Genomic DNA, 12,745 nt, shown 5'->3' on the forward strand with positions numbered 1-12,745 from the left:
GGCATCCACACGGTGCGGTCCGGCATGTCAGGATGGGCGTGCAGGCACTCTGCCCGCATCACGAGAGGAACGCCATGACCGCGCCCGACCCGTATGCGACGCCCGTCCCGACGACGGACCAGGCCGCACATGCGGACAGCTCCCGCTCGTCGCTGCTGCGCGCTGCCATCTGGGTGGCGATCGGCGCACTCATCGCGGCCGCGATCGTCTGCGTGCTGTGGGTGCTGCTGGGCACGCGGGACGCGAACGACATCGTCGGCCGCGCCTTTCTGACGATCCTGCTGCTGGCGGGCTTCGCCGGCGTCGCGATCCTCGATGCGCACCTCGCGCCGAGTCGCCCCGCGTGGTTCGCACTCGCGAGCATGGCGTCGTGGATCATCGCCCTCCTGCTCGGCGCGATCATGATCTGGATGCCGGAGCGCTATCCCTGGCTCGGATTCTCGCGGTTCATCCAATTCCTGCTGATCGTGCTCATCCTGCAGCTCGTCCTCTTGCACGTGCGTTTCTACCTCAAGGCGTTCCAGCGCTACGACACGCCCTTCACCCGCACGGTCACGATCATCACCATCACGCTCGTCATCGCCTTGGCGGTGCTGCTGATCATCCCGCTGGCGTTCGGGGAGTGGCTCGCGCTCGCCGGCGTCTACTGGCGCATCGTGGTGGCCATCGCGATCCTCGCGGCGCTCGGCACGGCGCTCGTGCCGCTCGTCAACGTCCTGTTCGCGCCGAAGAAGCCGCGCGCGCCGTTTGCGTACGCGCCGCTCGCCGCGCCCGCCGGTCCGGCCCTGGGCGCGTCCGCCGCACCGGCGGCTCAGGAGCTTCTGCCGTGGCCGACATACGTCGACGCGGTCACTCCACTGCCGATGCTTCCCGACGGCTCGCCCGACTGGAACGCGTACTACACCGGCTACCCGTCGCCGGGCGCGCACGTGTTCACGGCGATCGAGCCCGCGGCGCATGTCGAGCCGCAGTCGGCGCCGGCCCCGGCGCAGGACGTCGCTCCGGTCCAGCCCACCCGGGCTGCCGGGTACGAGGGGTACCCGCCGCCTCCGCCACTGCCGCCGCTGCCGCCGCGCGCGTAGCACGGTGCCGGGCGGGGTCAGCGCGCCAGAAGCTCGAGCGCGGCCATCGCCGCGTTGTGGCCGCCCAGCCCGCTCACCGCGCCGCCGCGGCGCGCACCCGAGCCGCACACCAACACGGTCGGGTGCTCGGTGGTGACGCCCCAGCGCTCGGCGGGCGTGACCAGTGGATCGCCGTCGCCGGCCCACGGCCACGACAGCTCACCGTGGAAGATGTCGCCCCCCAGCATCCCGAGCGCGCTTTCGAGGTCGGCCGTGGTCCGCGCCTCGACGCAGAGCGACCCGTCGGACGCCTCGTACAGGCAGTCGGCGATGGGCTCGGCCAGCACCGTGTCGAGTGAGCGCTGAGCCGCGTCGAGGAGCGTCGCGCGCGCGGCATCCGGATCCCGTCCGTCGAGCAGTCGATGCGGAACCTGCAGGCCGAAGAGCGTCAGGGTGTGCGCCCCCGACGCTCGCAGCCCGGGGCCGAGGATCGACGAGTCGGTCAGCGAGTGACAGTAGATCTCGGCCGGCAGTGGATCCGGGATGCCGCCGCCCTGCGCCGTCGCGTGCGCCGTGTCGAGCTGCGACATCGTCTCATTGACGTGGAACGTGCCGGCGAACGCGGCCTCGGGCGCCACCCGGTCGTCGCGGAGGCGGGGGAGGCGCTGCAGCAGCATGTTGACCTTCAGCTGCGCGCCCTCGGGCGCGGGCACGGGGGCACCGCCGGCGCTGCCGGAGGCGAGCAGCCGCGCCAGCACGGCCGGGCCGACGCCGCTCAGCACCAGCCGCGCGTGCACCGTCGAATCGTCGTCGAGCGTGATCGCGCCGTCGGGCGAGACCGCCACCACCTCGACACCGGTGCGCAGTTCGGCGCCTGCATCTCTCGCGGCGCGCGAGAGCTCCGCTGACACGCTGCCCATGCCGCCGACCGGCACATCCCAGTCGCCGGTGCCACCGCCGATCACGTGGTAGAGAAAGCAGCGGTTCTGTCGAAGGCTCTCGTCGTCGGCCGATGCGAAGGTGCCGATCAGGCCGTCGGTGAGCGCGATGCCGCGGGCGATGTCGGTGTCGAGCGACGATCTCAGCAGCTCGCCCAGCGGGCGCTCGAACAGCGCCTCCCAGAGCCCGTCGTCCTCTAGTGCCGCACGCACCTCCCCGGCCCGGCGCAGCGGCTCGGTCATCGACGGGAAGAGCAGCCGGGCGACGGGTTCGAGCCGCTCGGAGAATTGCGCGAACCGCACTGCCTCACCGGTGCCGCCGGTCACCCGGGCGAACGCGTCGGCGGTGGCCGCGGCATCCGCCGTGTCGATCAGGATGCCCCGCGAGGGGTCGTGCGGATCGGGCGTGTAGGAGGAGTAGCGACGGCGTCGCAGCCGGATGTCGAGCCCGAGGTCGTCGATGATGCTGCGGGGGAGCAGGCTCACGAGGTAGGAGTAGCGCGACAGGCGTGCGGCGACGCCCGGCCACGGCTGCTCCGACACCGCGGCGCCGCCGAGATGGTCGAGCCGCTCGAGCACGACGACCGTTCGTCCCGCGCGCGCCAGGTACGCCGCGGCGACGAGGGCGTTGTGGCCGCCTCCGACGATGGCGGCGTCGTACACGGGGGAGCGGACGGCAGCGGCCATGGGGTCACGCTACCGAGGCCGCCCGCTCTCGCGCGAGTGTCGCCCGCCGTTCGTCGGCGGACCGAGGCGCTGCCGAACGCGGGTCTCTCCTCCTCGCCCCAACAGGTCAACCGCGCTTCTCCAGGAGGTTGAGTCGTTCCAACCTCCTGGAGAGCCGCGGTTGACCTGTGGGGCAGCGCTTCACCCGGAGGCGAGCGTGGGCGGAGCTGCACCCGGTTACCGTGGAGGCATGAGCCTCGAGCACGACCTCGAATCCCTTGCCATGGAGATCGCCCGCGAAGCCGGTGAGCTCGCCCGGGTGCGGCGCGAGGCCGGCGTCGCCATCGCCGCGACCAAGTCGGCGCTCGCCGACATCGTCACGGAGGCCGATCGCGAGGTCGAGGCGCTCATCCGCGCACGGCTGAAGGCCGCACGACCCGACGACGGCTTCCTCGGCGAGGAGACCGGGGCCGAGCGCGGCGCCGGCGACGTGACGTGGGTCGTCGATCCCATCGACGGAACCGTCAACTACGCGTACGGCATCCCGGCCTACGCCGTCAGCATCGCGGCCGTCCAGGGGGAACCGGACCCTCGGGAATGGACCGCGCTGGCGGGTGTCGTCCACGCACCGGTCAGCGGCGAGATCTTCCACGCGGCGCGCGGCGAGGGTGCGTGGCTGGGGGTGAGCCGGATCGCCGTCAACCCCGAGGTCGGACCCGCGGGCGCGCTCCTCGCGACGGGGTTCGGATACGATCCGGCGACCCGCCCGGGCGACCTCGAGCTGATCGCGCGAGTGATGCCGTCGCTGGCCCGCGACCTGCGCCGCGGTGGAGCCGCGTCGCTGGACCTGTCGTACGTCGCCGCCGGTCGTCTGGACGGATACTTCGAGCGCGGACTGGCACCGTGGGATCTCGCCGCGGGCTCGTTGATCGTGACCGAGGCGGGCGGGCGATTCGGTCGCGCCCAGCCTGACGGCGGCCCGCGCGGGCCGCTGGTCGTCGCCGCGACTCCGGCCATCTTCGACCGCCTCGCCGAGGCGGCCGGACTGGTCTGAGGCGGGCGCCTCTCATCGAACTTTCACGAAACGCGCGTCATGAAATCCAAGTCGCACATGGCATTCCCAGCACGCCCGGGGTAGTGTTTACCCGATCGTTACCTTCGCCGCCCGAACGGCGGAGGTGGTCCTAGCCCGAACGACCGCCTTGCTGCGTGCACCCCCCTCGCGGCACGACCCGAGAGCCCGACTCCGCTTTGCCTTTCGACTCCCCCATGGCTGAGCCTGCGCCCACGCGCAGATCCAGCCGCACCTCTCCGACGCCTGTGCAGGCGATGCAAGAGACCCCGGGGACCGGCCGTGCCACTGTGCGGCGGCAGGCGGCGAGTGCGACTCCCGAGCGTCCCGCGGTGGTCTGGGGTCGCTCGGTCGACGCGAAGCGGACGGATGCCGCGGCCCCGCCCGCCCCGCAGGCCCAGGCGTCGTCGTACGTGACGCCGGCTTCCGACGTTGTGACGCCGCGACCGTCCCTGTCGGCCGCGGACGCTCCTGTCGTCCCCGTGCTGCCCGTCGCCGCTTCTGCGCCCGTGACGCCGCCCGTGGTCCCCGCCCCGGCCCCGTCGTCGGTCGATGTCCCTGCGACATCCGGCCCGGTCATCGAGCCGGTGATTCCCAGCGCCCGCCGTGCTGCGGTACCGGCGGCGCCCTCGGCCGCGCCCGCGGAGCACGCGAGCCGTCGCACCCGCCGCATCCAGACCGGTGCGCAGCCCGTCGTCGACGTCCCGCCCATCGCCCCGCAGACGCCTTCCGCGCCGGAGCGCGCGGCGGCCCTCTTCGAGGCGGCGCTGCCGACGCACGACGAGCCGGCGCCGCTGCTCGACACGGTGCTCGTCCCCGCAGAGCCGTTCGAACTGCTCGCCGCCACCGTCGAGGCCGCTGCCCCCGTCGAGGCTGTCGCCGTTGCCACCGAGCCGGCTGCAGCGACGCCGGCGGGCGACACCGCCTCCACGTGGATCGCCGAGACCTTCGCGAAGCTTCTGGCGGCCGACGCGGCCGCCACCGTCGCGTCGACGGCCGCGGCCGTCGAGGCGGTCGACCTCCCGCAGACCGCCGCGCCGCACCAGTCGTCGATCGCGGAGCCCCAGACGACGGCCGCGCAGCAGACCGCAGTGCCCCAGGCCGAGGGGCAGACCACGGCGCCGCCGCAGGCGGTACCCGGGCGCCGGCGCGCGGCCGCGCCCCAGACCACGACGCAGCCCGCAGTTGAGCCTGCGCCGACCGTCGCATCCCAGGCCGCTCCTACGTCGCGCGTCGACGTCCCGTCGCCGACGATTGCCGCGCCGGCCGCCGCCTCCGCGCCTCGGCCCGCCGAGACGCCGGCGTCACCGCCGCACGCGGAGCAGCCGCGCCCCGAGCGGGTCGGACCCCTCACCGGGCCCATCCCTCAGCCTGCGGCATCCGATGTCGACGAATTCGAGGCCGCCTCGCGACTGTTCGCGTTCACGGGCGAGACCCCCGTCCAGCAGGCTGCGCGTGAGGCGCAGCCCGCGGCAGACGCAGCCTCCGCCCCGCGCACGGCCGCGCGTCGTTCCCCGGCGCGCCGCGGTGCGGCCTTCAAGCGCGCGACCACCGCGTCGTTCTCGGTGGGTGTGCTGGGGATCGTCGGACTCATGGCGGTCGGCATGACCACGCCGGCAGAGGCGGTCGCCGCGGTGAACGGCACCGACGCGTCGCTGTCCGTCGTCGCCGTCGGCGACAACACCGTGCCGGTGATCGACGAGGCGGAGATCCAGGCGTACGTGGCTCCCGGCGATGTGCAGAACGACACGCTGGAGCGCAGCGGGAACTACACGACCACGACGACGGCTCAGCTGGCGTCGGAGGCCGGCATCAAGAACTTCTCGAACCTGTTCCGCAACAACCCGAACTCCAACATCCAGTGGCCGTTCGCGGTGGGTGTGACGATGTCGTACGGGTTCGGCATGCGGTCGGGCCGGATGCACGAGGGCATCGACTTCACGCCCGGCAACGGCGCACCCGTGCAGGCCATCGCCGACGGCACCGTCCGCGTCGCGTCGGAGGCCGGTGGCGCCTACGGCGTGCACGTGACCATCGACCACATCGTCGACGGTCAGCTCATCTCGAGCCACTACGCGCACATGCAGTACGGCTCGCTGCAGGTCAGCCCTGGTCAGCGCGTCACCGTCGGCACCGTGATCGGCCACACCGGCAATACCGGACGCTCGTACGGGGCCCACACGCACTTCGAGCTCCTGAAGAACGGCACCACGGCCATCGACCCTTGGCCATGGCTGCAGCAGTACACCGACGGCACCCACACGGTGGGCTGACCGGTTCGGAAGGATGCCGGGCCTCTGGTATCCTCTTCTAGTTGCCTGCTCGCAGGCAGCACGCCCCGATAGCTCAGTGGCAGAGCACTTCCATGGTAAGGAAGGGGTCGTCAGTTCAATCCTGACTCGGGGCTCGCAGCATCCAATCACAGTGACCACGGATGCCGTGCGGCAGGGTAGCTCAGTTGGTGAGAGCGCACGACTCATAATCGTGAGGTCGCGGGTTCAAGCCCCGCTCCTGCTACGGATCGCCCCGGAATCTCGCCGATTCTCCGGGGCTTTCTTCTTCTGCTTCGCACTCGCCCGGCGGTCACGTCGGTGCTTCGACAAGGGCTGCGCGGGAAGGATGACGATGTCGCCGTCAATGCAGCAGCGACGCTCCAGACGTCGTCTGCTGGGGTGGATACCCACCGCGATCGCCGCTGCGATCTGCGTGGGCGTCGTCGTCGCGGCGATCCTCATGCAGAACTCGTGGTGGACCGATCCAGAACGCCCCGCGACCGCCGACCAGCAAGCGCCGGACGGCATGTCCATGCTCGGCGACCCGGGCATCGACTACCTCACCCGCGAGGGCGCTCTGCGCATTCGCATCGGGCCGGACTCTCTTACGGCCACCGAACTGGGACTGGAGCCTGACGGCCCGCGGACGTCCGAACCGATCACTCCCGTGCAGGCGATCGTCGTCGCGCCCGCCGGGAGCTTTCACGTCGACGTGACCCGCTCGTTCACCGTCCTCGCATCGGACGATGAGGTGCAGTCGGTGCAGCTGGTCCTGGAGTCGGATGGCGCGTGGCTGACGGCGCTCTCCCACCTGCAGAGGATCGCCCCGTACTGGGGGTGGACCGAGGCGGAGATCGACCAGCTCGAGGAAGATCTGACAGTCGCTTCCCGTGCGGGTGACGGGCGCGCCTACTCAGCTGAGATCCCGCCGACCGAGCACAAGGGGGCGCTCGCCTCTGCAGAGGTCGCTGTCGACGTGACGAACTCAGAGGTGACCACCACGCTCATCGTCAGTCGGCTCGACGACTGAGTGACGTGGCGGGCCGGGCGCCGATCTCACCGATTCTCCGGGGCTTCCTGCTTTCCGTGCGCGCCAGCCACCGACGTCGCCGCCCGCGCGATCAGGCCGGGGTGCGTCCGAACGCGAACTTCGTGCGCCTGCGCAGGGCGAACCCGAGTCGCTCGTAGGCCGCGATGGCGTTGACGTTCGACGCGGCCGCGTGCATGAGCGCGCGGTCCCCGCGCTGCTGGATGTGGAACGCCACGTCGAGCACCAGCCGGGAGGCCAGGCCCTGCCGCCGGTAGGCGGCGTCCGTGGAGACCGCGCTGATCTCCGTCCAGCCGTCCGGGTGCAGACGCTCGCCGGCCATCGCGACGAGCCGGCCGCCGCGACGGATGCCGATGTACCGGCCCAACTCGTGCGTCCGCGGCCGGAAGGGCCCGGGCTGGTTGCGTTCGACGATGGCCAGCATCTCGGCGACGTCGTCCGCTCCGAGAACGACGGCTTCGGCATCCGGTCTCGGCTGCAGCGCCTCGGTCTCGACGAGCTGCACGCCATCGCCGCCGCCGAGGTCCTCCCATCCGGGAGGGAACGCCTGCTCGACCGCGGAGAGGCCGACGGGCGCGCCCGGACCGACGAGCTCGCGCAGGGCGTCCCACACCTCCGGGTCGTCCCACGTCCGCACGGCGACGAAGGGGGCGACCTCTTCGGGATACCGCCGCACGAGATCGTTGCCGATGGCGAAGCCGGCGTGCGGGCCGATGAGCGCATGCCACGCGGGATTGTCGAGCACCGCGGCATCCGCGTGCGGCACATCGGCGCGGGACGGATGCTGAGGCTCGGGGCGCTCGGTGGGGTCTGCGATGTCGATGGCCGTGTCTGACATGCATCCAGCGTGCGCCCGCGCGGCGTCAGCCGCAAAACCGACTCGTCATCCCCGGCAATGCGGGAGCCGTCAGCCCGGGTGGGGGGCGACTGTGACGTCGGACGACCACCCGACGAGAACCGTTCCGGGGCTCGCCGTTAGTGTCGGCGGGGCGCACCTGCACCGCGCCGAGATCACTGAGAAGACCGACGAGGAGTTCCGTGTCCACACAGCTGGAAGACGAGACGCTGCAGTTCGTTCGCGAGCTCATCCGCATCGAGAGCGTGAACACCGGCGTGGCCGCGACCATCGGCGACGGCGAGACCCGTGCCGCGCGACACGTGCAGGAGCGCCTGGCGGAGGTCGGCATCGCCGCGGAGCTCATCGAGCCGCGCCCCGGTCGCGGCTCACTCATCGCCCGGATCGCCGGGAGCGATCCGAGTGCGGGCGCGCTGCTCGTGCACGCACACCTCGATGTGGTGCCGGTCGAGGAGAAGGACTGGACGCATCCGCCGTTCGGCGCCGACATCGAGGACGGCTACCTGTTCGGGCGAGGCGCCGTCGACATGAAGAACTACGCCGGCACCATCCTCGCCGTGGCTCGGCACTTCGCGCGCGAAGGGATCGTTCCGCGCCGCGACCTCGTGTTCGCGTTCCTCGCGGATGAGGAGAGCGGCGGCGTGTGGGGCGCGGGCTGGCTCGTGCAGAACCGCCCCGAGCTGTTCGCCGGCGTCACCGAAGCACTCAGCGAGGTGGGCGGCTTCTCGGTGCCGCTCGTCGCCGACCCGGCAGACGAGCGCCGCGCGTACCTCGTCGCCACGAGCGAGAAGGGCGTCGCGTGGTCGACGCTCACCGCACGCGGCCACGCCGCCCACGGATCCCGCCCGACCGACGACAACGCGGTGGTGCGGCTCGCCCGCGCGGTGTCGGCGGTCGGGTCCCACCGGTTCCCCGTGGTGCGCACCCCCGCGCTGCAGCGCTTCCTCGACGTGTTCGGCGAGGCGCGTGGGCTGGCCTTCACCGACGAGTCGCTCGCGGACGATCTCGAGAGCCTGGGTTTCGTGTCATCGCTCGTGGGAGCGACCACACGCAACACGGCGACGCCCACGGTGCTGTCGGCGGGAGAGAAGACGAACATCATCCCCGCCGAGGCGTCCGCACGGCTCGACATCCGCATCCTCCCGGGACAGGACGACGAGCTGCGCCGGGGTCTGCGTGACCTCGCGGGCGACGACATCGACATCCGCGAGGGGCGGTGGTGGTCGGCGACCGAGGCGCCCGTGGACGCACCGATCATCGATGTGCTGCAGGAGGCGATCACGGCGCACGATCCCGACGGGATCGTCGTGCCGTACTTGCTGCCGGCGAGCACCGACAACAAGCACTTCGCGGAGCTCGGCATCCACGGGTACGGGTTTGTGCCGCTGCGGGTGCCGGTCGACTTCGATGTGTTCGCGCAGTTCCACGCCGCCGACGAGCGGATCCCCGTCGACGCGCTCCACTTCTCGGCGCGGGTGACCGAGCGGATCCTCCGCACCGCCTGAAACGGCGAATGCCCCGACCCGCCCGCGAGGGTGGGCCGAGGCATCCGTTGGACGCGTCGACGGTGCGACTGCTCAGGACGCGGCGTCGACCTCCGCGGTCGGAGCACCCGACTCCTTCCACGCGGGGAAGCCGCCGTCGACGTGCGCGACGTTCGTGAAGCCCTTCGCGCGGAGTTGTTCGGCGACGGGTCCGGACCCGCGGATCGACCCGCAGACGATGACGATCTCCTGGTCCCACTCGGTGATCTCGGCGAACTTCTCGGGAGAGTCGAGGAGGAACTGCGCGTCGAGGTTGTCGCGGTCGCCGCGGATCGAACCCGGGATCACGCCGTCGCGCTCGCGGCCGGCGTCGCTGCGCACGTCGATGACGAGCGCACCGGAGGCGGCGCGGCCGGCGGCCTCTTCGGCGGTGATGAGCGGCGCGTCGTAGGTGGGCTGTGTCGCGGCCTCGGTGGTGTCGGTCATGGGGATCCTCTCGGAGTGGGAACGGATGCCGGTTGCCGGCGTCACGCTACGACCGCAGCGTGGATCGGGGCGCATCGCCGCGTCACGCGGCGCCATGATCCGTCACGAGGCGTCGCCGGCACGTCGCTTGGCGGCGGTCGTGTGACGCCTCGCTACGTCGTGTGGCATCCCGCGACGCACGCGGCGATGGGAGAGGAGGTCGCGGTCGTATCGTCCGAAGAACTCCTCCGGAAAGCGTGGTCGCGCATGGTCCTGTACGAGTCGGTGATCGAGTCCATCGGCGGCACGCCGCTCGTGCGCGTGCATCATCTCGCCGCGGGCCTGCTGCCGCGCGTCTACGTGAAGCTCGAGTACCAGAATCCCGGCGGCAGCGTGAAGGATCGCGCGGCGCTGGGGATGATCCGCGCCGCCGAGCGGGATGGCTCGCTGCGGCCCGGAGGCACCGTCGTCGAGGTGACCTCAGGGAACACCGGCGTCGGCCTCGCGCTCGTCGCCGCGCACCTCGGCTACCGCGCCGTGATCTTCACGTCGAGCCAGATCGCCGACGAGAAGATCCGTCTGTTGCGCGCGTACGGCGCGGAGGTGCGGCTGGTGGATGCGTTCGTGCCGAAGGGCCACCCCGACAGTCTGGGCGCCGCCGCCGACCGGTTCGTCGCCGAGACTCCGGGCGCGTGGCGTGCCGGCCAGTACGACAACCCCGCCAATCCCGCGGTGCACGTGGAGTCGACCGGCCCCGAGATCTGGGCCGACACCGGCGGCGCCGTCACGCACTTCGTCGCGAGCGTGGGCACGGGCGGGACGATCTCGGGAACGGGCCGGTCGCTCAAGACGCTGAGCCGCGGGGCGGCGCGGGTGATCGCCGCGGACCCCGCCGGCTCGTCGTACTCCGGCGGCGACGGCAGCCCGAAGTACATCGAGGGCGCCGGGCACACCGTGCATCCCGAGGCAGAGGAGGACGTGTGGCCCGAGTCCTTCCACCTCGACGTCGTCGACGACTACGTCACCGTGACCGACCGCGAGGCGATCCTCACTGCCCGTCGTGCCGCCCGAGAGGACGGCATCCTGCTGGGCGGGTCGGCCGGAACGGCGCTCGCCGCGGCGCTGCGTCTGGCCGAACAGCTCGGGCCGGACGACGTCGTGGTTGCGCTCGCCCCTGACTCCGGGCGCAACGCGCTCTCGACGTACTACGACGACGAGTGGCTCGCCGACCGCGGATTCGTCTTCGACGACAGCGACGCTCCCACGCTGGGGGACCTCGTCGCCCAGCCCGCGCTCCGGGTCGCCGCGCACCTGACGGTCGCCGAGGCAGTCACGCGGCTGCGTCTGGACGAGCGGGATGCCGCAGCGCCCGTGCTCGTCGTCTACCGGCGCAGCGACGGCGAGGCGCCGATTCCGGCCGCCGACGTCGCCGGAGTCGTCACTCTCGACGACCTGCGGGCTGCGCTCGGCGCGGGCGCCGGGGACGCCCTCGTCCGCGAGCACGCCTCCCTCGCGCCGCCGACCGTCGGCATCGGGCGCGCTCCCGGCGTCGCTTTCGCAGGACTGGATGCCGCGCATCCGGGCTGGATTGCGGCATCCGTCCTCTGCGATGGAAGGATCGTCGGCGTGATCACCCGGGAGGCCCTCGTCGCGCACAGCGTCCGCAGCGATCGGCTGGCGGTGGCGCGATGACCGCCGACGTGCTGCAGACCGGTGCCGCCGGCTCCGGCACGGCCGCCCATGCCCGGGGCCACGTCCAGGCCGATTCCGGGACCGAGGCGCCGTGGTTCACGGTGCGGACGGCGCGCAGCGACGAGTTCGACCGCGTCGGAGAGGTGACCTACCTCGGCTTCGGCCACGGTGGGCCCGGCGCGACGCAACCCGACCCCGAGCGGCTGGCGCTGCTGCGGGGAGCGGCGGCGCGTGCGGAGGTCGGCGACCTGCTGGTCGCCGTCGACCCCGCGGGGAGGATCCTCGGGACGGCCAGTCTGCTGCGCGCCGACAGTGCGCTCGTGCGCCAGTCTCGGGGCGGCGAGGCTGAGCTGCGCCTGCTGGCGGTGCTGCCCGAGGCCCGGCGCCGGGGCATCGGGGAGGCACTCATGATCGAGGCGATCGAGCGTGCTCGTGCGTGGGGTGCTCCCGCCCTGGTGCTCGACACCGGCCCCGCCAACGAGCGCTCGCAGCGCCTGTACCACCGGCTCGGATTCGATCGGCTGCCCGAGCGGGAGACCATACCGGCGTCGCGCGGCGGCTATCTCGCCGTGTTCCGGTTCGAGCTGGGCGGCTGACCGCCGCTGCGCCTCTGCGCCTCTGCGCCGCTACGCCGCGGGCCGACGGCCGTCAGCCGACGCCGAACCGCTCCGCCTGCATCCGGGCCGCTGCGGTGGCGGGATCGTCGTCCCACGTACGCGGACGAGCCCCCTCGAGTCCGCGCCCGAGGGGCCAACCATCCGATCCAGCGCAGGGGTTCGCCTCCGGCCGGGGGCGTCAGCGCCTCGATCGCGGGGAGGTCGTCGACGCGGACGCGATCCCACGCGTGCATCACACGGCCGTCGCCGAGGCTGAGCCCCACATGGCCCCAATCGCGGCGCTCCCCGCAGCATCGCGGCTGCCGGGCAGTCAGAAGGGGGCGCCGACGCTTTCGGTGGAGCGGAACACGGGAACTGCGCGTTCCGGCTCGACGAGGTAGCGACGACCGGAGGGTGATGTCCAGAGGATCGCGCCGCCCAAACCGGCGACCTGTTCGATTCTCCAGTCGGTGTGGTGCCGCACGGTGTGGTGACCTTCGCACAGCGGCCCGAGGTTCGTGAGTTCGGTGTGTCCGCCGAGCGCCCAGTCGACGTTGTGGTCGACGTCGCACCGCGAGGCCGGCATCCCGCAGC

General features: G+C 72.1%; 11 protein-coding genes and 2 tRNA genes. 9 read left to right on the forward strand and 4 right to left on the reverse strand.

What is annotated here, in order from left to right:
* Positions 1 to 74: 74 nt before the first annotated feature.
* Positions 75 to 1,082: a hypothetical protein gene (locus tag B1729_RS13555; RefSeq protein ID WP_163618367.1), complete on the forward strand. Its 1,008-nt coding sequence runs from the start codon at positions 75 to 77 to the stop codon at positions 1,080 to 1,082.
* 17 nt (positions 1,083 to 1,099) lie between these two features.
* Here the strand turns inward: B1729_RS13555 and B1729_RS13560 are convergent, their stop codons facing one another.
* A complete protein-coding gene (locus B1729_RS13560) occupies positions 1,100 to 2,686 on the reverse strand; it encodes an NAD(P)/FAD-dependent oxidoreductase (protein ID WP_163633225.1) in 1,587 nt (528 codons plus the stop codon).
* Positions 2,687 to 2,915: 229 nt separating this feature from the next.
* Here B1729_RS13560 and B1729_RS13565 point away from each other — a divergent pair, with 229 nt between their 5' ends.
* The 5 genes from B1729_RS13565 to B1729_RS13585 all read left to right on the forward strand — a co-directional run bounded on the left by B1729_RS13565 (position 2,916) and on the right by B1729_RS13585 (position 7,040).
* A complete protein-coding gene (locus B1729_RS13565) occupies positions 2,916 to 3,719 on the forward strand; it encodes an inositol monophosphatase family protein (protein ID WP_163633227.1) in 804 nt (267 codons plus the stop codon).
* 215 nt (positions 3,720 to 3,934) lie between these two features.
* Positions 3,935 to 6,010 carry a M23 family metallopeptidase gene (locus B1729_RS13570; protein ID WP_239539641.1) on the forward strand — a complete coding sequence of 692 codons (2,076 nt, stop codon included), beginning with the start codon at positions 3,935 to 3,937 and terminating at the stop codon, positions 6,008 to 6,010.
* 62 nt (positions 6,011 to 6,072) lie between these two features.
* A tRNA-Thr gene (locus B1729_RS13575) sits at positions 6,073 to 6,144 on the forward strand.
* Positions 6,145 to 6,180: 36 nt separating this feature from the next.
* Positions 6,181 to 6,254: transfer RNA gene (locus B1729_RS13580), tRNA-Met, on the forward strand.
* A gap of 108 nt (positions 6,255 to 6,362) precedes the next feature.
* A complete protein-coding gene (locus B1729_RS13585; RefSeq protein ID WP_163618371.1) occupies positions 6,363 to 7,040 on the forward strand; it encodes a hypothetical protein in 678 nt (225 codons plus the stop codon).
* A gap of 91 nt (positions 7,041 to 7,131) precedes the next feature.
* Here the strand turns inward: B1729_RS13585 and B1729_RS13590 are convergent, their stop codons facing one another.
* Complete coding sequence (locus B1729_RS13590; protein ID WP_163618372.1) at positions 7,132 to 7,896, reverse strand: GNAT family N-acetyltransferase; 765 nt, start codon at positions 7,894 to 7,896, stop codon at positions 7,132 to 7,134.
* A 200-nt stretch (positions 7,897 to 8,096) separates the two neighbouring features.
* On the opposite strand from B1729_RS13590, the gene B1729_RS13595 reads away from it, so the two are divergent.
* Positions 8,097 to 9,419 carry a M20/M25/M40 family metallo-hydrolase gene (locus B1729_RS13595; protein WP_163633229.1) on the forward strand — a complete coding sequence of 441 codons (1,323 nt, stop codon included), beginning with the start codon at positions 8,097 to 8,099 and terminating at the stop codon, positions 9,417 to 9,419.
* A gap of 72 nt (positions 9,420 to 9,491) precedes the next feature.
* Here B1729_RS13595 and B1729_RS13600 read toward each other — a convergent pair whose 3' ends face one another.
* Positions 9,492 to 9,884 (reverse strand): rhodanese-like domain-containing protein, encoded by a 393-nt coding sequence (locus B1729_RS13600; protein WP_163618374.1) that lies wholly within the window; start codon positions 9,882 to 9,884, stop codon positions 9,492 to 9,494.
* Between the two features lie 246 nt (positions 9,885 to 10,130).
* Here B1729_RS13600 and B1729_RS13605 point away from each other — a divergent pair, with 246 nt between their 5' ends.
* Positions 10,131 to 11,555, forward strand: a complete 1,425-nt coding sequence (locus B1729_RS13605) for a pyridoxal-phosphate dependent enzyme (protein ID WP_163618375.1) — start codon at positions 10,131 to 10,133, stop codon at positions 11,553 to 11,555.
* Positions 11,552 to 12,151: a GNAT family N-acetyltransferase gene (locus B1729_RS13610; protein WP_163633231.1), complete on the forward strand. Its 600-nt coding sequence runs from the start codon at positions 11,552 to 11,554 to the stop codon at positions 12,149 to 12,151. The genes B1729_RS13605 and B1729_RS13610 overlap by 4 nt, the downstream gene beginning before the upstream one ends.
* A gap of 331 nt (positions 12,152 to 12,482) precedes the next feature.
* Here the strand turns inward: B1729_RS13610 and B1729_RS13615 are convergent.
* Positions 12,483 to 12,745: HNH endonuclease signature motif containing protein (locus B1729_RS13615; RefSeq protein WP_163633233.1), on the reverse strand; the 263-nt coding region annotated here is incomplete at its 5' end.

This window comes from Microbacterium sp. B35-04 (genome assembly GCF_010634885.1).
Taxonomy (GTDB): Bacteria; Actinomycetota; Actinomycetes; order Actinomycetales; family Microbacteriaceae; genus Microbacterium.

What these genes read in the sequence shown, in the direction of transcription:
- B1729_RS13590 (WP_163618372.1), bottom strand. Translation starts at nt 7,896, where the DNA reads ATGTCAGACACGGCCATCGACATCGCAGACCCCACCGAGCGCCCCGAG.
- B1729_RS13600 (WP_163618374.1), bottom strand. Translation starts at nt 9,884, where the DNA reads ATGACCGACACCACCGAGGCCGCGACACAGCCCACCTACGACGCGCCG.
- B1729_RS13570 (WP_239539641.1), top strand. Translation starts at nt 3,935, where the DNA reads ATGGCTGAGCCTGCGCCCACGCGCAGATCCAGCCGCACCTCTCCGACG.
- B1729_RS13565 (WP_163633227.1), top strand. Translation starts at nt 2,916, where the DNA reads ATGAGCCTCGAGCACGACCTCGAATCCCTTGCCATGGAGATCGCCCGC.
- B1729_RS13610 (WP_163633231.1), top strand. Translation starts at nt 11,552, where the DNA reads ATGACCGCCGACGTGCTGCAGACCGGTGCCGCCGGCTCCGGCACGGCC.
- B1729_RS13555 (WP_163618367.1), top strand. Translation starts at nt 75, where the DNA reads ATGACCGCGCCCGACCCGTATGCGACGCCCGTCCCGACGACGGACCAG.
- B1729_RS13585 (WP_163618371.1), top strand. Translation starts at nt 6,363, where the DNA reads ATGTCGCCGTCAATGCAGCAGCGACGCTCCAGACGTCGTCTGCTGGGG.
- B1729_RS13605 (WP_163618375.1), top strand. Translation starts at nt 10,131, where the DNA reads ATGGTCCTGTACGAGTCGGTGATCGAGTCCATCGGCGGCACGCCGCTC.
- B1729_RS13560 (WP_163633225.1), bottom strand. Translation starts at nt 2,686, where the DNA reads ATGGCCGCTGCCGTCCGCTCCCCCGTGTACGACGCCGCCATCGTCGGA.